Below are 23,281 nucleotides of genomic sequence, written 5' to 3'. Positions count from 1 at the left end.
GCCGACGCGAAAGGCCGGATCGGGGTGTCGCGGGTCCCGATCCGGCCTTCGTCCACGCATCCGCTCCTCACCGGCAGCGGATGCAGGTCTTGCTCGCCGTCAGCCGACGAGTGCCTGCTCCTTGCGGCGGCGGAGCGCGCCGCGGGCCAGCCCGATGAGCCGCGGCAGCAGCACCATCACGACGGCGAGCAGCAGCACGCCGACGGCGATGGGGCTCTGGAACACGACGCCCAGGTCGCCCTGGCCGATCGCGCTCGTCTGCACGAGCGCCTTCTCGAAGAGCGGGCCGAGCACGAGGCCGAGCACGAACGGCGCGAGCGGCAGGTCGAGCTCCTTCATGAGGTAGCCGAGCACGCCGAAGATGAGCACGAGCCACACGCTGAACATGTTGTTGCCCACCGAGTACGCACCGACGAGCGACGTCAGCAGGATGATCGGGTACAGGTAGCCGTACGGGATCCGCAGCATCTGCGCGAACACCGGCGCGAGCGGCAGGTTGAGCACGAGCAGCAGCACGTTGCCGATGAAGAACGAGACGAGCAGGCCCCAGACGAGCTCGGGCTGCGTCTCGAACAGCTGCGGGCCCGGCTGGATGCCGAAGATCGTGAACGCTCCGAGCAGCACGGCCGTGGTCGCGCCGCCGGGGATGCCGAGCGCGAGGGTCGGCACGAAGTTGGCGTTCGCGGCCGCGTTGTTCGCGCTCTCCGGGCTCGCGACGCCCTCGATCGCGCCCTTGCCGAAGTTCGCCTTGTTCTTGCTGACGCGGCGCTCGATGCCGTACGACATGAACGACGCCAGCGTCGAGCCGGCGCCCGGCAGCATCCCGAGCAGGAAGCCGATGCCCGAGCCGCGCAGGATCGCCGGCATGGAGTCGGTGATGTCCTTGCGCTTGATCACCATGTCCTTGAAGCGGGCGCGGATGGGCTTCGCCGCCCCGACGCGGATCTGGTACAGCACCTCGCCGAGCGCGAAGATGCCGATCATCACCTCGACGAACGGGATGCCCGAGAGCAGGTTGACGTTGTCGAACGTGAAGCGCTGCGTGCTGCCGGTGCCGGGGAAGATGCCGACGGTGGCGACGAGCAGGCCGAGCGCCGCCATGAGCCCGCCGCGCACGAGCGCGCCGCCCTGGAACGTGACGACGATCACGAGGCCGAGGATCATGATCGCGAACATCTCGACCGGCTGGAACTTCAGCGCGATGCTCGCGAGCGGTGGCGCGAGCGCCATCAGCAGCGCGAGCGAGATGATCGCGGCGATGAACGAGCCGATCGCGCTGATCGCCAGCGCGGCACCCGCCCTCCCCCGCTTCGCCATCTGGTAGCCGTCGAGCGTCGTGACGACGCTCGCGGCCTCACCGGGGGTCGAGATGAGCACCGAGGTGATCGTGCCGCCGTACTGCGCGCCGTAGTAGATGCCGGCGAGCATGATGAGCGCCGTCACGGGCTCCATGACGAAGGTGAGCGGCAGCAGCACGGCGACGCCGGTGGTCGAGCCGAGGCCCGGCAGCAGGCCGATGACGGTGCCGAGCACGACGCCGACCGCGCACCAGAGCACGTTCTCGAGCGTGAGGGCGGTCTGGAAGCCCAGGATGAGGTTGTCGAGCATCAGATGAGTCCGATCAGCCCGGTGGGCAAGGGCACGTTGAGCAGCACCCCGAAGATGAGGTGGACGATCCCGACGGCGACGACGCTGACGATGATCGACGAGATGATCGGCCGTCGCTCGACGACGATCGCGATGGTGAGCATGAGCACGCCGAGCGAGATGAGCAGGCCGAGCACGGGCACGAGCAGCAGCGCGCCGAGCAGCATGCCGCCGACGACGACGAGCATGCGGTTGCGCTGTCGTTGCGAGCGGCCGAGCGCGTCGATGTCGGGCGACTCCTCGACCGTGTCGATCGCGGCGGCGTCAGCCTCCGCCTCGACGCCCGTGAGCTGCTCCGCCGGATGGGTGGGCTCGCGCCGCAGCAGGATGGAGGCGGTGTCCACGCCGGCGAGCACGACGATGATGATGCCGAGCGCGACTGGCAGGAACCCCGGGCCGATCTGTCCGTTCTCCTGGGCGACGCCGTAGCCCCATCCGCCGATGGCTGCAGCGAGGCCCAGGAGCGCCAGGGCCGCGCTGGACGCGGCCCTGACGATCCTGGGCGAGAGCGTCACTCTGCCAGCGCCGCTTCGAGGTCGGCCGAGTTCTGGCCGAGGTACTCGACGAACTCGTCGCCGTAGATGGCGTTCGGCTGCATGAGGTTCTCCTCGATGTAGGTCGTGTACTCCTCGCTCGCGGCGTACTCCTCCGCAGCGGCGATCCAGTAGTCGCGCGCCTCGTCGCTGATGCCGCCCGGGGCGATGAAGCCGCGCCACTGGGCGAAGGCCACGTCGATGCCCTGCTCGATCGCCGTCGGGACCTCGGCGATCTGCTCGTACTCGTAGCGCTCCTCGGAGAGCGAGCACAGCGCGCGCAGGTCGCCGGACTCGAGCTGGCCGAGCACCTCGCCCGGGTTGAGCGAGCCGACCTCGACGGTGCCGCCGAGCAGGCCGGCGATGACCTCGCTGCCGCTCTCGTAGGGCACGCGGTCGAAGGTGACGTCCTGGTCCTGCTCGATGAGCGAGAAGACGATCTCGTCGAGGCTGATCGCGCCCGAGACCGCGACGACGACGCCGTCGGACTTGGCTGCGTCGACGACGTCGGTGCAGGTCTCGAAGGGGCTGTCGGCCGGCACGACGACGAGCGTGTAGTCGTCGCCGAGCTTCATGATCGGGGTGAACGACTCGTAGTTGTAGTCGACCTCGGTCGTGAGCGGCAGCGACAGCAGCGTGGTCTCGGAGGCGAGCAAGTAGTTGGGGTTGCCCTCCTGCGCGAACAGGTGCGAGTAGCCGACGGCGCCGGAGCCGCCCTCGCGGTTCTCGACCGTGACGGTCGCGCCGCTCGCGGCCTCGAGGCCCGAGGCGATCGCGCGGCCGGAGGCGTCGGAGCCGCCGCCCGCCGAGAACGGGACGATCATGCGGACGTCCTGGGGCTCGAACGCGCCGTCTGCGGCGGGCGCGCCCGAGGTGCTCGAGCAGCCGGCGAGGGCTGCGACGGCGACGGCGCCGATGAGGGCCGTGGTGGTGCGTGACTTCATTGTCGGTTCCTTGCTGTGGGTGGTGGGAGGGAGGGGTCTAGGCGAGCTCGCGCGCCGCGCGGCGCTGCGCACCGACGCCGACGGCGGTGCTGAAGGCGTGCTCGTACGCGCCGGTGGAGGCGACGCGCTGGCCGACGACGTCGAAGGCCGTGCCGTGGGCGGGCGTGGTGACGGCGACGCTGAGGCCGCCGGCCATCGTCACGCCGCGGTCGAACCCGAGCAGCTTCACGGCGATCTGGCCCTGGTCGTGGTACATCGTCAGCACGCCGTCGAAGGCGCCGTCGCGGGCCTTGAGGAAGATCGTGTCGCTCGGGAAGGGCCCGCTCGCGTCGACGCCGCGCGAGCGCAGCTCCTCGATGGCGGGGGCGATGATGTCGATCTCCTCGCGGCCGAACTTGCCCGACTCCCCCGCATGCGGGTTGAGCGCGCAGACGCCGATGCGCGGCGCCTCGATGCCGCGGGCGCGCAGCACGCGCTCGAGCAGCTCGCCGCGCTCGACGACGAGGTCGAAGTCGATGAGGCCGGCGACCTCGGCGAGCGAGCAGTGGCTCGTCACGCGCGCCGTGACCAGCTCCGGCAGCACGTTGAGCTCGGTCGCGGCGGTGCCGTCGTCGAGCACGGTCTCGAACCACGACATCTCGTCGTTCTCCTGCATGCCGGCGAGGTGGAGCGACGACTTGTTGAGCGGGGCGAAGACGATCGCGTCGACCTCGCCGGCCTTCGACAGCTCGAGCGCCGTGCGGAGGCTCGCCATCGCCCACCGCCCGCCCTCGCGGGTGGCCTGCTGGCGGACGAAGCCGCCCTCGGGGCGCTCGCCGCCGTTGTCGATGAGCTGCGGCACACCGGTGCGGGCCTCGCGCGTCCAGGAGAACTCGACGCCGGCATCCGCCATCGCGTCGGTGAGCTCCTGCTCGTCGCCGATGAGCAGGATGTCGGCGGCCTCGGTCGTCGAGGCCTGCGCGAGCTGGCGTGCGACGAGCTCCGGGCCGACACCGGCCGGGTCGCCGAAGGTGAGCGCGATGCGGGGTCGCGAGGTCTGCTGCGTCATGTCACTCCGTCGTGTCCAGGGCGCCGATCGGTGGCGTTCTGGGAATCCTATAGGAAATAGCAGCGAGGATCCACACTTCGCTCTGCATCGATCCGGTAACGACGAGGACGGGGCCGGGAGCGAGCTCCCAGCCCCGTCCAGGGGTGCGTGCGCGACGCGATCAGTGGCCGGGGGCCACCGTGTCGGCGTCCTCCTCGAGCAGCGAGTCGGCCTTGGCGCTGAAGAACTTCGTGCCGAAGAGCATCGCCGCCGCGAGGAAGGCGAAGACGCCGAGCGAGACGACGCCCCACGCGCCGGAGTCGGTCGGCACGGCCTCGTTGATGCCCGTGCGCATGAGCGGCGCGACGAAGCCGCCGAGGTTGCCGAGCGAGTTGATGAGGCCGATGCCCGCCGCCGCCGCCGTGCCGGTGAGGAACGCCGTCGGGTACGACCAGGTGATCGGTCCCACCGAGAGGAAGCTCGCCACCGCGATGGTGATGAACAGGATGCCGAGGATCGGCTGGCCGTTCGCGCCCGCCCACGCCGAGGCGAGGATCGCGACGCCGGTGATGATGTAGAACGCCGTGCCCCAGTTGCGGCGGCGGACGATCGTGTTGGCTGCCTTGCCGAAGAAGTAGCACGCGAAGAGACCCACGAGCCACGGGATGGCCGCGACCAGGCCGACCTGCCAGCCGACGTCCTGGCCCAGCAGGTTCGCGACCTGCTGCGGCAGGTAGAACGTGGTGCCGTAGACCGCGATCTGCAGGCAGAAGTAGATGATGGTGAAGTACCACACCTTCCAGTTGCCCATCGCGCGCCAGATCCCGGTCGGACCGTCGGACTCGCGGACCGTGTCCTCCTTCGCCATCACGTCGATGAGCGCCCGCTTCTCGTCCGCGTCCAGCCACTTGGCGTCCTGCGGGCCGTTGATGAGCAGGAAGATCGCGGCGATGCCCGCGACGACGGCCAGCATGCCCTCGACGAAGAACATGACCTGCCAGCCCGCCCACGGCGTCAGCGTCTCGCCGAAGCTGATGAGGCCGCCGGAGAGCGGCGCGCCGAGCATCTGCGAGAACGGCTGCGCGAGGTAGAAGATCGCGAACATCTGCACGCGGTGCTTGTTCGGGAACCACTCCGAGAGGAAGAGGATGACGCCCGGGAAGAGGCCGGCCTCGGTGACGCCCAGCAGGAAGCGCAGGACGATGAACGACGTGTCGTCCGTGACGAACGCGAACGCGGCGGCGACGATGCCCCACGTGATCGCGATGCGCGCGAGCCAGAAGCGGGCGCCGAACCTCTTCAGCAGCAGGTTCGAGGGGATCTCGAAGATCGCGTAGCCGATGAAGAAGATGCCCGCGCCGAGCGCGAACGCGCCCGCCGAGATGCCGCGGTCCATCTGCAGCGCGTCCTCCGCGAAGCCGACGTTCGTGCGGTCGAGGAAGGCGACGAAGTACAGGATCACCAGCATCGGCATCAGATGCTTGGCGGCCTTCTTGATGGCGGAGTCGAGGGCGGGGTTCGCCGGGGACTTCGCGCTCAGAGCCGTGTCGGACACAGAACTCTCCTTTGAGTGCGGATCGGGTGGTTCGTCAGAGGATGGATGGGAGCAGGAGCCACAGTCCCACACCGACGAGCACGATGCCGAGGGCGAGGAACAGGATGCGGGACTTCGACCAGTGCCGCATGGCTCAGTGCATGTAGAGGCCGCCGTCGACGTTCAGGGTCTGGCCCGTCACGAATCCGGCGTCCTCGGAGATCAGGTAGGCGATGGCCGCCGCGATGTCGCGCGGCGTGCCGATGCGCGGGAGCACGCCGTCGGCCGCCATGGCCGCCTTGCGCTCCTCGGTGAGCGTGCCGCCCATGATGTCGGTGTCGATCGGGCCGGGCGAGATGGCGTTGACCGTCACGCCCTGCGGGCCGAGCTCGCGGGCGACCGAGCGGGTGAAGCCGATCACGCCGGCCTTCGCCGCCGAGTAGACCGTCTTCGAGAAGGTGCCGCCGCCCCGCTGCGCCGAGACCGACGACAGGCTCACGACGCGGCCGACGCCGTGCTGCACCATCGACTCGACGGCGCGGCGCGTCGCGTAGTGCACGCCGTTCATGTTGATGCCCATGACGCGGTTCCACTCGTCGGCCGTGACCTCGAGGTACGGCACCGGGCTGGAGACGCCCGCGAGGTTGACGAGCGCGACGACCTGGGGCAGCGCCGCCTCGAGCTCGTCGAAGGCGGCGCGCACCTGCGCCTCGTCCGCCACGTTCGCACCGGCGCCCGCGGCCTGCACGCCGTGCTGCTCGGCGATCTCCGCGGCGACGGCCTTGGCGGCATCCGCGTCGAGGTCGATGATGCCGACGTTCCAGCCGAGCTCGGCCAGGTGGTGGGCGGATGCGCGGCCGATGCCGCGCGGGGAGGCCGCGCCGGTCAGGACGACGGTCTTGGACTCGGGGAAAGCGGTTGCCATGGTGTGCGGATGCCTCTCGCGGATCAGTGGATGGGGGCGGGGCCGAGCTCGTCCATGAGCTGCTTGATGGCCACGTACGCCTTGTTGCGGTAGGCGACCAGCTCGGCGGTGCGCTCGGCGGGCACGTCGAGGTAGCCGGCGCCGGTCTTCGTGCCGAACTTGCCGGCGTCGACGAGCTCCTTGAGGGAGTCCGGCGTCGCGAAGCGCTCGGGCCAGCGCGTCTGCAGCGATGCGTAGCAGAACGCGTACACGTCGAGGCCCGCCATGTCGGCGATCGCGAACGGCCCGAAGACCGGCAGGCGGAAGCCGAAGGTCGTGCGCACGATCGTGTCGATGTCGTCGGGCGTCGCGACGCCCTCCTCCACGAGCTGGGTGGCCTCGTGGAAGAGGGCGTACTGCAGCCGGTTGAGCACGAAGCCGGTCGCGTCGCCGACGCGGGCCGTCTCCTTGCCGGTCGCCGCGACGATCTCCTCGACCACCGGGAGCACCGACTCGTCGGTGCCCGCGTGGGCGATGAGCTCGACGCCCGGGATGAAGGGCGCCGGGTTCGAGAAGTGCACGCCGAGGAAGCGCTCGGGGTGCTCGACGGCCTCGGCGAGCGATCCGATGAGGATCGTCGAGGTGTTCGAGCCGATGATGGCGTCGGGCCGAGCGGCGGCCGAGATGCGCGCGAGCGTCGCGTGCTTGATCTCGATCTTCTCGGGCACGGCCTCCTCGATGAAGTCGGCGTCGGCGACGGCCGACTCGATCGACTCCGCGGCGGTCAGCTTCGCCTCGATGCGCTCCACGGCGTCGGCCGGGAAGAGGCCGTCGGCGGCGAACTGCGCCGCCTCCTCGAGCAGGCGCGCGCGGTTCTGCTGCGCGATCTCGGCGCTGATGTCGGCGATCTGCACGTCGTAGCCGGCGAGCGCGAGCACCTGGGCGATGCCGCCGCCCATGTAGCCGGATCCGACGACGGCGATGGTCTTCGTGGTCATGTTCAGCCCTTCGGGAGGAGCGAGCGCAGGTAGCGCTGGTTGGTGGAGCAGTTGCCGAGGCTGTCGCCGCCGTAGTGCTCCATGAGGAAGATGCCGTCGAAGCCGAGCTCGAGCGCGTCGCGCACGACCTGGCGGTAGTTGATGAGGCCGGCCTCCATCGAGCTCGGGACGCTCGTGGCCCACGAGCCGTCGGCAGCCTCGTCGCGCGTGTAGTTCTTGACGTGCCAGTAGTTCGCGTAGGGCAGCGTCTTCGCGTGCATCTCGCGCCAGTCCTCGATCGGCCGGTGGAGGCGGATGAGGTTGGCGATGTCGGGGTTGAGGCCGACGTTGTCGAGCCCGATCTCCTCGACGAGGCGCACGGCCGAGTCGGCGGTGCCGAGGAAGGTGTCCTCGTACATCTCGAGCGACATCTTGAGGCCTACCTCGGCGGCGTGCGTGCCGAGCTCGCGGAGGCGCGAGACGGCGGCCGCCCACAGCTCGGGGTCGTCGGGGTCGTTCACCGGGCCCTGCGCGGTCCAGAACCACAGCGCCTTGCGCTGCGCGTCGCTGAAGGGCTCGTGCAGGCCGGTCGAGAAGACCTCCATGCCCCACTCGGCGGCCGCGTCGATCGTGCGGTGGGCGTACGCGAGGTTGCGCTCCTCATGACCGGGCATGATGACGCTCTGGCGCTGCAGGTGCACCGAGGGGAACCGGATGCCGTGCGCGTCGAGGATCGAGAAGAGCTCGTCCTTGCGGCTGGGCTCGAGGTCCGCGGGGCGGATGTGGCTGTCGGCGAGCTCCGCGAGCGAGAAGCCGACGTCCGCGACCTGCGCGAACGCCGCGTCCCAGACCTCGGGGGTCGCGTCGTGCAGCGCGACGCCGTCGCGCGACACGGGCGGGATGCCGTGCAGGCACGTGGCGATGGGCCAGGTCTCTGCGGTGAATGCGTGCTGGTCTGCCATCTCGTCTGCTCCGTTGCATCGGTGGGCCGCTCGGCCTCGAAAAGATCCTATAGGAAAGGTAATCTGATAACGCTCGGCGCGCAACCCCGCCGCGTCGGCGCTCGGCCGTGCACCGCTCCCCCTACGCCGACTCGTCACGCACGGAGCGCAGGCGCACGCCCTCGATGTGCGCGCGCATCGCGGCGGTCGCCGCCTCGGCGTCGCCGCGCTCGAGCGCCTCGAGCACGCGCTCATGCTCGCTGTGCGCCTCGCGCACGTCGCTCGTGCCGCGCAGCACCGCCTGCCGGAGCCGGTGGGTCATGGCGCCGAGGTCCTCGTGCATGCCGACGAGGTAGCGGTTGCCCGCGGCGGCGAAGATCGCCCGGTGGAACGCGCTGTCGGCCTCGAAGTAGTCCTGCGTCGTCCGCACCGGCACGTCGGCGTCGCGCTCCATCGCCTCGACGACGCGGTCCGCGCACTCCTGGTGCAGCCGGTGCGCGAGGCGCAGCTCGTCGAGCACCGCCTGCGCGCGCGGGGCGGCGAGGCGCGTGGCCTCGAGCTCGAGCATGAGGCGGGCGTCGAAGAGCTCCGAGAGCTGCTCGCGCCCGAGCGGCGGGGCCACCCGGTAGCCCTTGAGCGCCTCGCGCGTGACGAGGCCGGTGCGCTCGAGCTGCACCATCGCCTCCCGCACGGGCGTCGGCGAGACGTCGAGCTGCTTCGCGAGCGAGTCGATCGACAGCCGCGAGCCCGGCTCGACGTCGCCCTCGAGCAGCATCTCGAGGATGAGCTCGTAGACGCGGTCGCGCAGGCCGCGCCGCTCGAGGTCGCCCACCCGAAGGGGCAGCTGCGCGGTCATCGCGCACCCCGTAGCGCGAGCGCCTCGTCGAGGATGGTGCCGAACGCCGCCGGGTCGTGCGCGAAGCGGCCGAGGAACATGCCGTCGACGCTGTCGGCGATGCGCGGCAGCAGCCCGGGGCCGGCGCTGCCGCCGTAGATGACCTGCGCGTCGAGCTGGTCGTCGGCGAGGTGCTCGCGCAGCGCGCTCGCGACCGCTCGGATGTGGTCGTCCCCCGCCGGTCGCGGGGCGCCGATCGCCCACACGGGCTCGTAGGCGACGACGAGCCGGCCGATCGCGTCCGCCTCCCGGGCGAGCGCGAGCGACGCCTCGAGCTGGCGGATGCACGCGGCGGCCGCCGCGGCTGGCGCGCCCTCGTCGGTCTCGCCGATGCACAGCACCGGGGCGATGCCGTTGCGGAGCGCCGCCGCGACCTTGAGCGCGACGGTGGCGTCGCTCTCGCCGAACATCGCGCGCCGCTCGGCGTGGCCGATCTCGGCGAGCGAGACGCCGTGCTCCGCGAGCTCCGGGGCCGACACCTCGCCGGTGAAGGCGCCGGAGTCCTCCCAGTGCAGGTCCTGCGCGCCCACGAGCATCCGCGCATCCGACGCGATCGCGACGACCTCGGGGATGGACGGGAAGGTGGGGATGACGAACGGCTCGACGACACCGCCCTGCACCGCGGGGTGCTCGGCGCAGATGGCGGCGACGGCGCGCGTCCACTCGAGCGTGCGCGCGCGCCCGAAGTACATCTTCAGGCTCGAGCCGATCAGCATCCCGGACAAGCGATCAGCCCTCGTACGCGCAGATGTCGTCGACGTTCGCCTGCGAGTGGCTCGACGGGTCGAAGGTGTACGTCAGCCACTCCTTGGCGAGGCGGCGGGCGAGCTCGATGCCGACGACGCGCTGGCCCATGCAGAGCACCTGCGCGTCGTTCGAGAGCACCGCGCGCTCGACCGAGAACGAGTCGTGGGCGGTGACGGCGCGGATGCCCGTGACCTTGTTCGCCGCGATGGCGACGCCGAGGCCCGTGCCGCACACGAGCAGCGCGCGGTCGGCCTCGCCGCGCGCGATGCGCTCGGCGGCCTCGATCGCGACCTTGGGGTAGGAGGTGGCGCCGTCGGCGTCGTCGACGCCCACGTCGACGACGGACTCGACGAGCTCGTGCGCCTCCATGTCGCGCTTGAGGATCTCCTTGTAGTCGAAGCCGGCCTTGTCGCTGCCGACGATCAGGCGAATCGCCATGGTCACTGCTCCCTGTCTGTGGTGAGGACGTCGTAGATGGTGCTGCAGATGAGCGCGAACGACACGGCGCCCGGGTCGGGCGTGCCGATCGACTTGTCGCCGTGCGACTTCGCGCGCCCGAGCGTCGCGGCGAGCGCCGCGGTCTCCTGGGCGGCCTCGTCGGCCACGCCGGCGGAGTGCCCCCACGCGTCGCGCAGGCGCTGGCCGTCGGCGATGCGGCGGGAGAGGTCGTCGGAGAACGGCACGATCGCGTCGACCATCGTCTTGTCGCCGACCTTCGCCTTGCCGAACGCCATCACGGCGTCCTTCGCGGCGACGATGCCGTCGGCGACCGTCTGGGAGGTGACGTGGCGGTCGTCGCCCACGTGCTCGCCGAGGGTGCGGAGCATCTCGCCCCAGATCGCGCCGGAGGTGCCGCCCGCGCGGTCGCTCCACGCGTCGGCCGCCCACGTGAGCGTCGTCTTCGCGCCGGCGCCGGCGCGGAGCGCCGCGGTCGCCGCGTCGCTGCCCGCGCGCGAGCCGCGCTGCATGCCGATGCCGTGGTCGCCGTCGCCGGCGACGGAGTCCATGTGGCCGAGCTCCTCGGCCGCCTCGTCGATCGCGTCGGCGACCGCCGCGAGCGAAGCCGCGATGAGGTGCGCGGCGTCGCGCGACTCCGCGGTCGACTCGGGCACGTCGTGGGTGGCGATGATCGCCTCGACCGCGTCGGCCTGCTGCTGCGGCGCGACGGAGCCCTTGCGGAACCCGGCGCTGTCGGCCGGGGCCGACCAGAGGCGCTCGAGCTCGTCGTCGAGCCACAGGAGCGTGAGCGAGACGCCCGCCATGTCGAAGCTCGTGCAGAGCTCGCCCACCTCGGGCTCGACGATCGTGAGCCCGCGCTCCTCGAGCAGCGCGTGCACCCGGCGGTAGACGACGAACATCTCCTCGTACTTCACGCTGCCGAGGCCGTTGAGCAGCGGCACGACGCGCGAGCCCTCGACCTCGACGCCCTCGGGCACCTCGTCGAGCAGCTTCTCGACGAAGAGCTCGGCGAGCTCGTCGGCGGTCGGCACATCGACCTCGTCGATGCCGGGCTCGCCGTGGATGCCGAGCCCGACGGCCATCTTGCCCTCGGGCACCGAGAACAGCGGCTCGGTCGCGCCGGGCAGGGTGCAGCCCGAGAACGCGACGCCGAACGAGCGCGTGCGCGCGTTCGCGGTCTGGGCGACGCGCTCGACGCCGTCGAGGTCGTAGCCCGCCTGGGCCGCGGCGCCCGCGACCTTGAAGACGGCGAGGTCGCCCGCGATGCCGCGGCGCTCGTCGAGCCGGTCCTTGGGCGCGCTCCAGATGTCGTCGGTGACGGTGACGGTGCGCACGTCGATGCCCTCGGCGCGCAGGCGCTCCTGCGCCTGGTCGAAGTGCAGCACGTCGCCCGCGTACTTGCCGTAGCTCAGCAGCACGCCGAGGCCCTGGTCGGCCTCCTTGGCGATCGCGTAGACCTGCTGCGCCGACGGCGAGGCGAAGAGGTTGCCCATCGCGGCGCCGTGCGCCAAGCCGGGGCCGACGAGGCCGCCGAAGGCCGGGTAGTGGCCGCTGCCGCCGCCGATCACGAGCGCGACGGTGGGCTCCTCGGCCTTCGTCGAGCGGACCACGCCGCCCGGTGCGGCCTGCACCCAGCGCGAGGCTGCTGCAGCGAAGCCCTCGATCATCTCGTCGGCGAACTGGGACGGATCGTTGAACAGCCGCGTCATTGCGCTCTCCTCATATAGGAACCCCATGCGGGGCGGGCACTCCGGAAATCCTATAGGAAGTTGGGTTCGCTGTCACCCCGCTCGCGCGCATCCGCCCTCGGACTCGCACCTCCCCCGACCTAGACTGATGCCGATCCCGCGCGGCCCGGCACCCGGGCCCGCGACCAGACGAGTCAGGAGTCCAAGGATGCCCGTCGCGACCACCGAGCAGTACGCAGCCATGCTCGACAAGGCCAAGCAGCACGCCTTCGCCTACCCCGCCATCAACGTGTCGTCGTCGTCGACGATCAACGCCGTGCTCCAGGGCCTCACCGAGGCGGGCTCGGACGGCATCATCCAGGTCACGACCGGCGGCGCCGACTTCTTCGCCGGCCAGAGCGTCAAGAACCGCGCGGGCGGCGCGATCGCCTTCGCCCGCTTCGTGACGGAGGTCGCGAAGGCCTACCCGATCACGGTGGCGCTGCACACCGACCACTGCCCGAAGGACGCCCTCGACGGGTTCGTCTTCCCGCTGCTCGACGCGAGCGAGGAGGAGGTCCGTGCGGGCCGCGCCCCGCTCTTCCAGTCGCACATGTGGGACGGCTCGTCGGTGCCGCTCGAGGAGAACCTCGAGATCGCGAAGCAGATCCTGCCCCGCACGCACGCGCTCGGCCAGGTGCTCGAGGTCGAGATCGGCGTCGTCGGCGGCGAGGAGGACGGCGTCAGCCACGAGATCAACGACCAGCTCTACACGACGCTCGACGACGCGATCGCGACGGTCGAGGCGCTCGGCCTCGGCGAGCAGGGCCGCTACATGGCGGCGCTCACCTTCGGCAACGTGCACGGCGTCTACAAGCCGGGCAACGTCCAGCTGCGCCCCGAGCTGCTCGGCGAGATCCAGGCGGGCATCGCGGCCAAGTACGGCACCGGCGAGAAGCCGCTCGACCTCGTCTTCCACGGCGGCTCCGGCTCGACCGACGAGGAGATCGCCGAGGCGGTGCGCAACGGCGTCATCAAGATGAACATCGACACCGACACGCAGTACGCGTACACGCGCTCCGTCGCGGGCTCGATGTTCTCGGGCTACGACGGCGTGCTGAAGGTCGACGGCGAGGTGGGCAACAAGAAGGCCTACGACCCGCGCGCCTGGGGCAAGGCGGCGGAGTCGGCGATGGCCGCGCGCGTCGTCTCGGCCACGCAGCAGCTCGGCTCGGCCGGCTGGTCCGGCAAGTAGCACCCGCCACCACGAAGCGCCCCTCCGCGGAGGGGCGCTTCGTGCATCCGGGCGGCTAGGAGCGGCGGTCGACGACGATGGCGCCGCCCTGCACGACGACGTCTGGTCGACCGTCCGCGAGCGCGGCGACGTCCTCGAGCGGGTCGCGGTCGAGGATCACGAGGTCGCCGTGCGCGCCGGGGGCGATGACGCCCAGCTCGCCCTCGCGCTGCAGCAGCCGCGCGGCCGTCGTCGTCGCGCTGCGGATGGTGTCGAGCGTCGGGACGACGTCGGCGCGCACCGCGAACTCCTTCGCCTGGTGCCGCTGCATCCCGCCGAGCAGGTCGCTGCCGTAGCAGAGGTTGACGCCGCCGCGGTGGGCCTTCTCGAGCGCCTCCATGCCGCCCGTGAGCACCGCGTCGACCTTCTCCCAGTTCTCCTGCGAGAGCCCGAACTCGCGGCCCTCCTCCTTGAGGGAGTGGTAGGTCACGAGGTTCATCGTGAGGAACGCGTCGTGCTCGAGCAGCAGCTCGATCGACTCGTCGTCGAGCAGGTTGCCGTGCTCGATGCCGCGGACGCCCGCTCGGAGCGCGCGGTTGATGGAGCGGCCGGTGTACGCGTGCGCCGTCACGTAGCGGTTGGCCGCCTCGGCCTCCTCCACGACCGCGGCGATCTCCTCGAGCGAGTACTGGGTCGAGTCGATGCGGTCCGTCGGCGATGCGACGCCGCCGCCGGCCATGATCTTCACGTGGTGGGCGCCCTTCCGCAGCTCGTCGCGCGCGGCGTGCCGCACGGCATCCACGCCGTCGGCGATGCGGCCGATGTGCGAGCACGTGTAGTCGCCCTGCACGTGCGACTCCCCGCGCTCGCGCGGGTCCGCGTGCCCGCCCGTCTGCGACAGGGCCTTGCCGCCGAAGAAGAGTCGGGGCCCGCGCAGCAGGCCCTCGCGCTGCGCGTTGTGCAGCCCGAAGTCGGCGCCCGCGACGTCGCGCACGGTCGTGAAGCCGCGGTCGAGCATGTCGCCCATGAGCCGCGACGCCTGCATCGCGACGTAGTTGGGCGACTCGGCGCCGAGGCTCCCCAGCGCCGCGGTGTGCGCCGTCACGTGCACGTGGCAGTCGATGAGGCCCGGCAGCACGAAGCGTCCCCCGGCGTCCACCTCCCGCACGTCGCCGCGCGCCGGTCGCTCGTCGACGTCGACGAAGCGGCCGTCGCGGATCGTGAGGTCGCCCTCGCGGTACGTCCCTGCGGCGACGTCGAGCCAGGTGGCGTCGCGGACGATGAGGTCGGCGGTCATGCGGGTGCTCCTTCGCTGTCGGTGGTGACGGGTTCCGGCGGCGCCAGCTCGTCGATGATCCGCTCCGCGAGCGCGACGCGCTCCGGCGTGTAGGTGCCCTCGGCGCCGCACAGGTTGACGGTCCCCCAGTTCGACCCGTCCGCTCGCCGCAGGGGCACGTTCAGGATCGAGCCGACGCCGAGCGAGGCGATCAGCCCGTGGTCGGCGAAGATGGTCTCGAGCTCGGCCGGCGTCGCCGCCAGGAACGTCGAGGCGGAGTCGCGCGAGATGGCGATCCACGCCGGGCTCACCTCCGTGGCGACGTCCTTCCACCCACCGACGGGGTACTCCGCCGGGTGCGACGAGTAGATGCGCTCCATCCGGGTGCCGCCGCGCGTGAACGCGAGCACGGTGAAGAGGATGACGCCCACCTCGTGCTCGATGCGACGGTGCGGCTCGGACCAGCCGATCGCGGGGTCCGTCATGAGCGCTTCGCCTCCTTCGCGGCCTGGCGGATGGCGACCGCGCCCGTGATGTCCTCGAGCGATCGGCCGGCGGTGCGCTCGGCGAACAGCAGCGTGCAGACCACGCCGACCGCCAGCACGGCGGTCGTGAGCCCGAAGACGCCGATGAAGCCCCACTGCGCGGCGAACGTGCCGATGATGAGCGGCGCCGAGATCGAGCCGATGCGGCCGAACGACGAGCTCATGCCGACGCCCGTGGCGCGCAGCCAGGTCGGGAACACCTCGGGCGTGTAGGCGTAGACGCCGGCGTAGGTGCCGTTGAGGAAGAACGACAGCATGATGCCCGCGATCGTGACGAGGACCGGGTCCTCCGCCTGGCTCATGAAGAACGCGGAGCCCGCGGAGCCGACGAGGTAGAGGGCGATCGTGAACTTGCGGTCGAGCTTCTCGTTGAGCCACGCGGCGCTGAAGTAGCCGGGGATCTGCGCGAGGTAGATGTAGAGCGAGTAGGTGAAGCTCGTCGTCACGTCGATGCCCTTGTCGACGAGCAGCGTCGGGATCCAGGTGAAGAACCCGTAGTACGAGAAGGTGATGACGAACCAGATGAGCCACGTCGTCGCGGTCACGCGCCACATGGCTCGGCTCCACAGGTAGCGCACGGCCTTCGCGAACCCGAACTTCGTCGGCGCCTCCTCCTCGGCGGCGTTCGGGTCGACGGGCGGCAGCTCGGCGCGAGTCGCGCGGCGCACGCGATCCTCGAAGGTCGCGACCACCCGCTCCGCCTCGTCGTGCTTGCCCTCGCTCACGAGGAATCGCGGCGACTCCGGCAGCGCCCGCCGCCACCACAGCAGCATGACGATCGGGATGAAGGTGATGACCTGCGCCCACCGCCAGCCCTCGTCGATCTCCGGCACCACGAAGCGGCCGATGAGCGCGGCGGCCACGAAGCCGAACGAGAAGAACCCGGCGAGCGCGCCGATGAACCAGCCGCGCCGGTGCTTGGGCACGAACTCCGCGAGGAAGGGCGCGATGATCGCGCTCTCTGCCCCCGCGCCGGCTCCAGCGATGATGCGGAAGGTGAGGAAGCTCTCGAAGCTCCACGAGACGGCCGCTGCGAGCGATGCGACCGCGTAGAGCGCCAGCGCCCACATCATGACCTTCTTGCGGCCGATCTTGTCGCCGAGGTAGCCGGCGAGCAGCGCGCCGAACAGGAAGCCGAAGGGCGAGGCGGAGCCGACCATGCCGAGCTGCGTCGCCTCGAGCGAGAAGACCTCGCGAACGCTCGGCATGAGGAAGGCGACGATCGCGCTGTCCATGCCGTCGAAGGTGTAGCCCAGGCCGCCGATGAGGAGCAGGGCGAAGTGTGGTCGACTCATCGGCAGGCGGTCGAGTCTGGCGCTCAGGGACACGAGGACTCCTTCGTCGGCGCACTGGCGGTCCAGCGCAATGGATGCAAAGGTAATTGCAGACGTCGACATTACGCAATACTTGTTGCAGAAATGTTCCGGAGCCGTTTCCGACAGAATCGAGCCTCATGGAGACCCAGCCAGCCTCGGCGCCGCACCACGACCGTGACGACGGCGAGCGGCTGACCCCGGATGCCTGGCTCCGGTCGCGGCTGCCGCAGGCGAAGATCGGCGCCTCGGCGCAGAAGGTCGTCAACTACCTGCTCGTGAACGTCGGCGAGGCGGGCTTCGCGAAGGCCGCGGATGTGGCGGACGCCGTGGGCGTGAGCGTCTCGAGCATCACGCGGCTCGCCCAGCAGCTCGGCTTCGAGGGATGGCCGCACCTGCAGCACGAGCTGCGCGCGCGGTACCTCGCGCAGCTCACGATGGCCGACGTCGCCGAGATCCACAGCGTGACCGATCCGCCCTTCCAGGGCTCGCTGCGGCGCGACGCCGTCTCGCTCGCCGAGACCATCGCCTCGCTCGACGACCGCACCATCGCGCGGGTCGCAGAGCTCCTGCACGGCGCCACGCGCATCCACGTCACCGCGATGGGCAGCTTCGCCGCGGTGGGGCTCGCCCTGAGCCACAACCTGCTGATCGCCGGCTACCCGACCCAGGCGCTGCTCGACCGGGACGCGCTGCTCACGAACACCGTCGCGACGCTCGGCCCCGGCGACGTGCTCGTCGTCTGCAGCTACTGGCGCCACTACCGCACGGTCGTCGGCGCCGCGGTGGCGGCGCACGCCCGCGGCGCGCGGATCGTCGCGATCGCCGACTACCTGCCGTCGCAGCTCGCCGAGGTCGTCGACGAGGCGGTGCTCATCCCCGCCGAGGGCTCCTCGTTCTTCGCCTCGCTCACCGTCCCGATGGCGGTGCAGCAGGGCATCCTGGCGACGCTCGCGCGCCTCGATCCCGAGCGCACCCGCCGCCAGATCAGCGAGACGGAGCGGCTGTGGGCGGAGGTCGGCCTGCTCATCGACCCCCGCTCGGCATAGCGGACTCCCCCGCCGCTGCACGACGCACGAAGCGCCCCTCCGCGGAGGGGCGCTTCGTCGATCTCTCAACCGGGTAGGTGGTTCTGCGACGCGACTATCCCGTCGGCGCACCACTGGACCGGTTGAGGAGGAGTCACTCCCAGTCGGTGTCGTCGACGATGCTGTCGGTGCCCTCGGGGAGGACGGTGTCGTCCACGCCGTTGTCGTCGCTGTCGATGCCCGCCTGCGTGCCGCCGTGCTCGTCGGGGATGTCGGCGGGGTCGTCGCCCTCGTGCTCCTCGTCGTGCGCCTCAGCGCCCTCAGGCGCGTCGTCGTCGTCGATCTCGTCGAGCTCGTCGGTCGCGAGCACGCGGTCGTCGTCCGCGGGGTCGCCCATCGACTCGTCGAAGTCCTCGCCGGCGGCCATGCGGTCGGCCCACTGATCGGGGTCGGCGACGTCGCCGTCGTCCACCGGGGTCGTCGAGACGGCGCCGACCGCGCCCTCGTCGTCGTCGACCTGATCGGTGTCGATCGCGCTCGCCTGGCGCACCGCGTCGGTGCCCTCGGGGGCGATCCCCGCGCCGCCGTCGCCGGCCGCGCCTGCCGCCGTCGCCTGCGTGCTGTCCTCGTCTCGAAGCTGCTGATCCGTCATGCCGCGAGCGTATCCAGGGCCGCTGGGAGCGCGCCAGGAACGACCGCTCGGCGCCGACGCGTCAGCGGTTGCGGCTCGGGCGCAGCTCCTTGGGGAGCGAGAAGATGAGGTCCTCCTCGGCCGTCCGCACCTCGGTGACGTCGCGGTAGCCGGCATCCTCGAGCTCGGCGAGCACCTCGCGCACGAGGCCCTCTGGCACGCTCGCGCCGCTCGAGACGCCGATCGAGCGCACGCCCTCGAGCCACTCCTGCTGGATCTCGGTCGAGTAGTCGACGCGGTAGGCGGCCTTCGCGCCGTACTCGAGTGCGACCTCGACGAGCCGCACTGAGTTCGAGGAGTTCGCGCTGCCGACGATGATCACGAGGTCGGCGTCGGGCGCGACCTTCTTGATCGCGACCTGCCGGTTCTGCGTCGCGTAGCAGATGTCGTCGCTGGGCGGGTCCTGCAGGTTCGGGAAGCGCGCGCGCAGCCGTCGCACCGTCTCCATCGTCTCGTCGACCGAGAGCGTCGTCTGGCTGAGCCAGACGAGCTTGTCGGGATTCTGCACCTGCACGGTGTCGGCCTCGTCGGGGTTGTTGACGATCGTCACGCGATCGGGCGCGTGGCCCGCCGTGCCCTCGACCTCCTCGTGTCCCTCGTGGCCGACGAGCAGGATCTCGAAGTCGTCGCGCGCGAACCGCACGGCCTCGCGGTGCACCTTCGTCACGAGCGGGCAGGTCGCGTCGATCGCGTCGAGGCCGCGGTCGGCGGCGGCCTGCACCACCGCGGGGCTCACCCCGTGCGCGCTGAAGATGACGCGAGCGCCCTCGGGCACCGCATCCACCTCGTCGACGAAGATCGCTCCCTGCTCTTCGAGCGTCGAGACGACATGCTTGTTGTGCACGATCTCCTTGCGCACGTAGATGGGGCCCTCGTACTGCTCGATCGCCTTCTCGACCGCGAGCACCGCGCGGTCGACGCCCGCGCAGTAGCCGCGCGGCGTCGCGAGCAGGATGTGCTTGCCGCCGTCGACGGGGCGGTCCTGGAGCCGACCCCGGCGGAGCGCGGGACGCGGGGCGTCGAGCGGGACTCGTCCGTTCGTGATCGTCACCCGCCCAGTCTACGTTGGACTGACGATGAGGCGCCCGAGCGTGGCGCCACGGAGGACGGGAGCTGCATGGCCGAGCGGATCACCGGCACGCCCGACGAGCCGTGGAGCGTCGAGCGCCTCGGCGGCGAGCTGAAGTCCTACATCGGCCGGCTCGGCTACCTCTGGGTCGAGGGCGAGATCACGCAGTGGTCGGCGTCGCGCGGCAACGTCTTCGGCAAGCTCAAGGACGTCTCGACCGACTCCACGGTGTCGTTCAACGTCTGGAGCTCGACGCTCTCGCGCATCGAGGGCGAGTTCCGCCAGGGCGACCGCGCCGTGCTGCTCGTGAAGCCCGACTACTGGCCGCGCGCCGGCACGCTCTCGATGGTGACGGCGCAGATCCGCCACGTCGGGCTCGGCGACCTGCTCGCGCGGCTCGAGGCGCTCCGCCGGTCGCTCGCCGCCGAGGGGCTGTTCGACGCCGCGCGCAAGCGGCCGCTCCCCTTCCTGCCCGGCACCGTCGGCCTCATCACCGGCCGCGACTCCGACGCCGAGAAGGACGTGCTGCGCAACGCGCAGCTGCGCTGGCCCGGCGTGCGCTTCCGGGTCGAGCACGCCGCGGTGCAGGGCGACCAGACGGTGCCGACGGTGCTCGCGGCGCTCGAGCGCCTCGAGGCCGACCCCGAGGTCGAGGTCATCGTGATCGCGCGCGGCGGCGGCGACTTCCAGAACCTGCTCGGCTTCAGCGACGAGCGCCTGCTGCGCGCCGTCGCGGCGGCCACCACGCCGATCGTCTCGGCGATCGGGCACGAGGCCGACCGGCCGCTGCTCGACGACGTCGCCGACCTGCGCGCCTCGACGCCGACGGACGCGGCGAAGCGGATCGTGCCGGACGTCGCGGAGGAGCTCTCCCGCATCGCGCAGGCCCGCGCGCAGCTGCGCGCCCGCGTGACGCAGCACGTCGCCCGCGAGACCGAGCGGCTCGAGGCGCTCCGCACCCGGCCGGCGCTCGCGCGGCCGGAGTCGATGATCGACGCGCGCGCCGACGACCTCGCGCGGCTCACCGCGCGCGCCGACGAGCTCGCGGGCCGCGTCGTCGAGCTCGGCGGCCAGCGGCTCGACCACCTGCGGCAGACGCTGCGGGCGCTCAGCCCGCAGTCCACGCTCGACCGGGGCTACGCGGTGGTGCAGACCGCCGCCGGCTCGGTCGCGCGCGACGCCGCATCCCTCGCCGCCGGCGACCAGCTGCTCGTCACGCTCGCGAGCGGCACGCTCGACGCCGAGGTCCGCGCCGCGCATCCCGAGCGCTGATACGGCGATGCCCCGGTCGCTCGAGGCGACCGGGGCATCGTCATGCGGGCTCAGCGCTGCGCGTAGCGCTTCCGCACGAAGTACAGCCCGACGAGCGACAGCACGGCGATCGCCATGTAGTAGAGGCTCGGCGCGTTGAGCGAGCCGGTCGCCTGCAGCAGCCACGTGAGCACGAGCGGCGCGATGCCGCCGAGCAGCGTCACGCCGACGTTGTACGTCACCGACAGGCCCGAGCCGCGGATGTCGGCGGGGAACATCGACGACAGCAGGCCCGGCAGCGGCGCGAAGTAGAACGCCATGATGACGCCGAGCAGCGCGATCGCGACGACGAGCGCCACGACGCTGCGCAGGCTCACGATCAGCTGGAAGATCGGCCACGCGAGCACGAGCGCCGCGACCGCGGCGTACGTCATGATGCGCGCGGGCCCGAAGCGGTCGGCGAGGTGCCCGACGTAGGGCGACGCGAAGACCGTGATCGTGCCGGCGACGACGCCGCCGAGGTAGGCGGCGGCCGGCGGGATGTCGAGGTTCGTCACCGCGAACGTCGGCATGTACAGGATCATGTAGACCGAGATGGTCGCGACGCCGATGACGGCCGAGCCGGCCAGCAGGCGGCCCCAGTGCTCGCGGAAGAGCGTGCCGAGCGGCGACGTGCGGCGCTCGGTCGTGCCGAGCTCGTCCGGCTCCGACAGCCGCGCGCGGATGTAGAGGCCGACCGGGCCGATGAGCAGGCCGACGAAGAACGGCACGCGCCAGCCCCACGCGTACAGGTCCTCCTCCGAGAGCCAGGTGTTGAGCGCGAAGCCGAAGCCCGACGCGAGCAGCATCGACGCGCCCTGCGCCGCGATCTGCCACGACGCGTAGAACATCTTCTTGTGCGGCGCCGTCTCGATGAGGAACGTCGTGGCGGTGCCGAACTCGCCGCCGGCCGAGAAGCCCTGGATGAGCCGCGACAGCAGGATGATGACGCCGCCCCAGACGCCGACCATCGCGTAGGTCGGTGCGATCGCCATGAGCAGCGTGCCGACCATCATGAGCAGCAGCGTGATCGTGAGGGCGTTCTTGCGCCCCTTCCGGTCGGCGTAGCTGCCGAGGATCATGCCGCCGAGCGGGCGGATGAGGTAGGTCGTCGCGAAGGTCGCGAACGTCAGGATGAGCCCGTAGGCACCCGCGTCCGGGAAGAAGTTCGCCGTGATGACGACGGCGAACGAGGCGTAGACGATGATGTCGAACCACTCGAGGGCTGCGCCGATCGAGCTCGAGATCACCGCCTTCCGCGCGGCGGCGAGGCGCTCGGGCGTCGCCTGGGTCTGGGTTGCTGCGGTCATGCTGTCTCCTCTGGACCCGCCCAGGATGGGCGGTCGATGACGGTCAGGCGCCGGTCGTGCTGCTGGCGTCGATCAGGCGGTCGACGAAGGCCTCGCACGCCGCGATCTGGGCGAGCTCGATGAACTCGTCGGGGGCGTGCGCCTGGGCGATGTCGCCCGGGCCGCACACGACGGTGGGGATGCCGGCCTGCGCGAACAGCCCTGCCTCCGTGCCGTAGGTGACCTTCGTGTCGCTCGGCTCGGCGCCCCACGCCGCGGCGAGCGCGACGATCTCGGCCTCGGCCGGGGTGTCGACGCCGGGCGCCGCAGCGGTGACGGTGAGCTCGACGCTCGCTCCGGGGTGCTGCTCGCGCATCGCGGCCTCGATCCGGCGGCACTCCGCGCGGAAGCGCTCGGTGAGCGCGTCGTGGTCGACGGTGGTGAGCGCGCGGTACTCGAAGAGCACCGTGCACTCGGCGGGGATGGTGTTGACGGCGATGCCGCCCTCGATCCGGTTCACGCTCACGGTCGTGAACGGCACGACGTAGGCCTCGTCGAAGGGCCCATCCGCGCGCATCTCGTCGGCGACGCCCTGGACGAAGCGCACGAGCTCGGCGGCGTGCGCGATCGCGTTCACGCCCTGCGGCGTGAGCGACGAGTGCGCCGCGAGGCCGCGCACGTCCACGCGGAACACGTTCATCGACTTGTGGCCGCGCACGACGCGCATGCTCGTGGGCTCCCCCACGACGCAGCCGCGGGGCTGCAGGTCACGACGGACGATCTCGTCGACGAGGTCGACGGCGCCGACGCAGCCGACCTCCTCGTCGTACGAGAGGGCGAGGTGGATGGGCTCGGCGAGCGTCGCCTGCGCGAGCGCCGGCAGCTTGGCGACGACGACGCCGAGGAACGACTTCATGTCGGCGCTGCCGCGCGCGTACAGCCGGCCGTCGCGGATCTCGGGGGCGAACGGCTCGCTGCTCCACACCTGGCCGTCGACGGGGACCACGTCGGTGTGGGCCGACAGCACGACGCCACCGGTGACCGTGCCGTCGGCCGCCGGGAAGGTCGCGAGCAGGTTCGCCTTGCGCCCATCGGGGCTCGGCACGAGCACCGGCTCGACGCCGACCGCGGCGAGGCGCTCGGTCACGTGGTCGATGAGCTCGAGGTTCGACTCGCGGCTGGTGGTGTCGAAGCGGATCAGCTGCTCGATCTCAGCCATGGTGGCGTCGGCGGGTGCGATGGGCACGGCAGATCCTCACGGTCGTCGGGAT

22 protein-coding genes are annotated in these 23,281 nt (G+C 71.2%); 3 read left to right on the top strand and 19 right to left on the bottom strand.

Features of this window, described 5'->3' with window-relative positions:
- Window positions 1–99: 99 nt before the first annotated feature.
- From ACVWW9_RS09010 to ACVWW9_RS08955, 12 genes are all read right to left on the bottom strand, one after another.
- Window positions 100–1,608, bottom strand: coding sequence for a tripartite tricarboxylate transporter permease (locus tag ACVWW9_RS09010; protein ID WP_456515210.1), 1,509 nt, complete (start codon window positions 1,606–1,608; stop codon window positions 100–102).
- Window positions 1,608–2,162, bottom strand: a complete 555-nt coding sequence (locus ACVWW9_RS09005) for a tripartite tricarboxylate transporter TctB family protein (protein ID WP_456515209.1) — start codon at window positions 2,160–2,162, stop codon at window positions 1,608–1,610. Before ACVWW9_RS09005 ends, ACVWW9_RS09010 begins: the two co-directional genes overlap by 1 nt.
- On the bottom strand, window positions 2,159–3,124 hold the full coding sequence (locus ACVWW9_RS09000) for a tripartite tricarboxylate transporter substrate binding protein (protein ID WP_456515208.1): 966 nt from the start codon (window positions 3,122–3,124) through the stop codon (window positions 2,159–2,161). Before ACVWW9_RS09000 ends, ACVWW9_RS09005 begins: the two co-directional genes overlap by 4 nt.
- 37 nt (window positions 3,125–3,161) lie before the next feature.
- Entirely contained in the window at window positions 3,162–4,172 is a 1,011-nt protein-coding gene (locus tag ACVWW9_RS08995; RefSeq protein WP_456515207.1) for a 4-hydroxythreonine-4-phosphate dehydrogenase PdxA, read from the bottom strand.
- A gap of 160 nt (window positions 4,173–4,332) precedes the next feature.
- A complete protein-coding gene (locus ACVWW9_RS08990) occupies window positions 4,333–5,706 on the bottom strand; it encodes an MFS transporter (RefSeq protein WP_354255691.1) in 1,374 nt (457 codons plus the stop codon).
- Window positions 5,707–5,839: 133 nt separating this feature from the next.
- Window positions 5,840–6,610 (bottom strand): SDR family NAD(P)-dependent oxidoreductase, encoded by a 771-nt coding sequence (locus ACVWW9_RS08985; RefSeq protein WP_123697344.1) that lies wholly within the window; start codon window positions 6,608–6,610, stop codon window positions 5,840–5,842.
- A gap of 23 nt (window positions 6,611–6,633) precedes the next feature.
- Window positions 6,634–7,587 carry a 3-hydroxyacyl-CoA dehydrogenase family protein gene (locus ACVWW9_RS08980; protein ID WP_123697343.1) on the bottom strand — a complete coding sequence of 318 codons (954 nt, stop codon included), beginning with the start codon at window positions 7,585–7,587 and terminating at the stop codon, window positions 6,634–6,636.
- 2 nt (window positions 7,588–7,589) lie between these two features.
- Complete coding sequence (locus ACVWW9_RS08975; RefSeq protein ID WP_123697342.1) at window positions 7,590–8,528, bottom strand: sugar phosphate isomerase/epimerase family protein; 939 nt, start codon at window positions 8,526–8,528, stop codon at window positions 7,590–7,592.
- A gap of 121 nt (window positions 8,529–8,649) precedes the next feature.
- Window positions 8,650–9,363 (bottom strand): GntR family transcriptional regulator, encoded by a 714-nt coding sequence (locus tag ACVWW9_RS08970; protein WP_123697341.1) that lies wholly within the window; start codon window positions 9,361–9,363, stop codon window positions 8,650–8,652.
- Window positions 9,360–10,118, bottom strand: coding sequence for a triose-phosphate isomerase family protein (locus tag ACVWW9_RS08965; protein ID WP_354255699.1), 759 nt, complete (start codon window positions 10,116–10,118; stop codon window positions 9,360–9,362). Before ACVWW9_RS08965 ends, ACVWW9_RS08970 begins: the two co-directional genes overlap by 4 nt.
- Window positions 10,119–10,131: 13 nt before the next feature.
- On the bottom strand, window positions 10,132–10,587 hold the full coding sequence (locus ACVWW9_RS08960; RefSeq protein WP_123697339.1) for a ribose-5-phosphate isomerase: 456 nt from the start codon (window positions 10,585–10,587) through the stop codon (window positions 10,132–10,134).
- A gap of 2 nt (window positions 10,588–10,589) precedes the next feature.
- Window positions 10,590–12,317 (bottom strand): dihydroxyacetone kinase family protein, encoded by a 1,728-nt coding sequence (locus tag ACVWW9_RS08955; RefSeq protein ID WP_456515206.1) that lies wholly within the window; start codon window positions 12,315–12,317, stop codon window positions 10,590–10,592.
- Window positions 12,318–12,504: 187 nt separating this feature from the next.
- Here ACVWW9_RS08955 and fbaA point away from each other — a divergent pair, with 187 nt between their 5' ends.
- Window positions 12,505–13,530, top strand: a complete 1,026-nt coding sequence (gene fbaA / locus ACVWW9_RS08950) for a class II fructose-bisphosphate aldolase (RefSeq protein ID WP_354255706.1) — start codon at window positions 12,505–12,507, stop codon at window positions 13,528–13,530.
- Between the two features lie 55 nt (window positions 13,531–13,585).
- Here fbaA and ACVWW9_RS08945 read toward each other — a convergent pair whose 3' ends face one another.
- The 3 genes from ACVWW9_RS08945 to ACVWW9_RS08935 are packed head-to-tail and all read right to left on the bottom strand — an operon-like array spanning window position 13,586 to window position 16,625.
- Window positions 13,586–14,806 (bottom strand): amidohydrolase family protein, encoded by a 1,221-nt coding sequence (locus tag ACVWW9_RS08945; RefSeq protein WP_456515205.1) that lies wholly within the window; start codon window positions 14,804–14,806, stop codon window positions 13,586–13,588.
- Window positions 14,803–15,270 (bottom strand): hypothetical protein, encoded by a 468-nt coding sequence (locus ACVWW9_RS08940; RefSeq protein WP_456515204.1) that lies wholly within the window; start codon window positions 15,268–15,270, stop codon window positions 14,803–14,805. The genes ACVWW9_RS08945 and ACVWW9_RS08940 overlap by 4 nt, the downstream gene beginning before the upstream one ends.
- Window positions 15,267–16,625, bottom strand: coding sequence for an MFS transporter (locus ACVWW9_RS08935; RefSeq protein ID WP_456515203.1), 1,359 nt, complete (start codon window positions 16,623–16,625; stop codon window positions 15,267–15,269). Before ACVWW9_RS08935 ends, ACVWW9_RS08940 begins: the two co-directional genes overlap by 4 nt.
- 158 nt (window positions 16,626–16,783) lie before the next feature.
- Between ACVWW9_RS08935 and ACVWW9_RS08930 the strand changes: the two genes are divergently transcribed.
- The gene (locus tag ACVWW9_RS08930; RefSeq protein WP_456515202.1) at window positions 16,784–17,692 is read left to right on the top strand and encodes a MurR/RpiR family transcriptional regulator; all 909 of its coding nucleotides are present in this window, start codon (window positions 16,784–16,786) and stop codon (window positions 17,690–17,692) included.
- A gap of 133 nt (window positions 17,693–17,825) precedes the next feature.
- On the opposite strand, the gene ACVWW9_RS08925 is transcribed toward ACVWW9_RS08930, so the two are convergent.
- Window positions 17,826–18,323, bottom strand: coding sequence for a hypothetical protein (locus ACVWW9_RS08925; RefSeq protein WP_456515201.1), 498 nt, complete (start codon window positions 18,321–18,323; stop codon window positions 17,826–17,828).
- A gap of 61 nt (window positions 18,324–18,384) precedes the next feature.
- The gene (locus ACVWW9_RS08920; RefSeq protein ID WP_354261499.1) at window positions 18,385–19,407 is read right to left on the bottom strand and encodes a 4-hydroxy-3-methylbut-2-enyl diphosphate reductase; all 1,023 of its coding nucleotides are present in this window, start codon (window positions 19,405–19,407) and stop codon (window positions 18,385–18,387) included.
- A gap of 72 nt (window positions 19,408–19,479) precedes the next feature.
- Between ACVWW9_RS08920 and xseA the strand changes: the two genes are divergently transcribed.
- Complete coding sequence (xseA, locus tag ACVWW9_RS08915) at window positions 19,480–20,703, top strand: exodeoxyribonuclease VII large subunit (RefSeq protein ID WP_456515200.1); 1,224 nt, start codon at window positions 19,480–19,482, stop codon at window positions 20,701–20,703.
- A gap of 50 nt (window positions 20,704–20,753) precedes the next feature.
- On the opposite strand, the gene ACVWW9_RS08910 is transcribed toward xseA, so the two are convergent.
- Together ACVWW9_RS08910 and argE are read right to left on the bottom strand one after the other, a co-directional pair.
- Window positions 20,754–22,031 carry an MFS transporter gene (locus ACVWW9_RS08910; protein WP_456515199.1) on the bottom strand — a complete coding sequence of 426 codons (1,278 nt, stop codon included), beginning with the start codon at window positions 22,029–22,031 and terminating at the stop codon, window positions 20,754–20,756.
- Window positions 22,032–22,074: 43 nt separating this feature from the next.
- Window positions 22,075–23,256: an acetylornithine deacetylase gene (gene argE / locus ACVWW9_RS08905; RefSeq protein ID WP_456515198.1), complete on the bottom strand. Its 1,182-nt coding sequence runs from the start codon at window positions 23,254–23,256 to the stop codon at window positions 22,075–22,077.
- Between the last annotated feature and the right edge of the window lie 25 nt (window positions 23,257–23,281).

This window comes from Agrococcus sp. UYP33, assembly GCF_054060915.1.
This window is presented reverse-complemented; position numbering and strand designations above follow the sequence as displayed.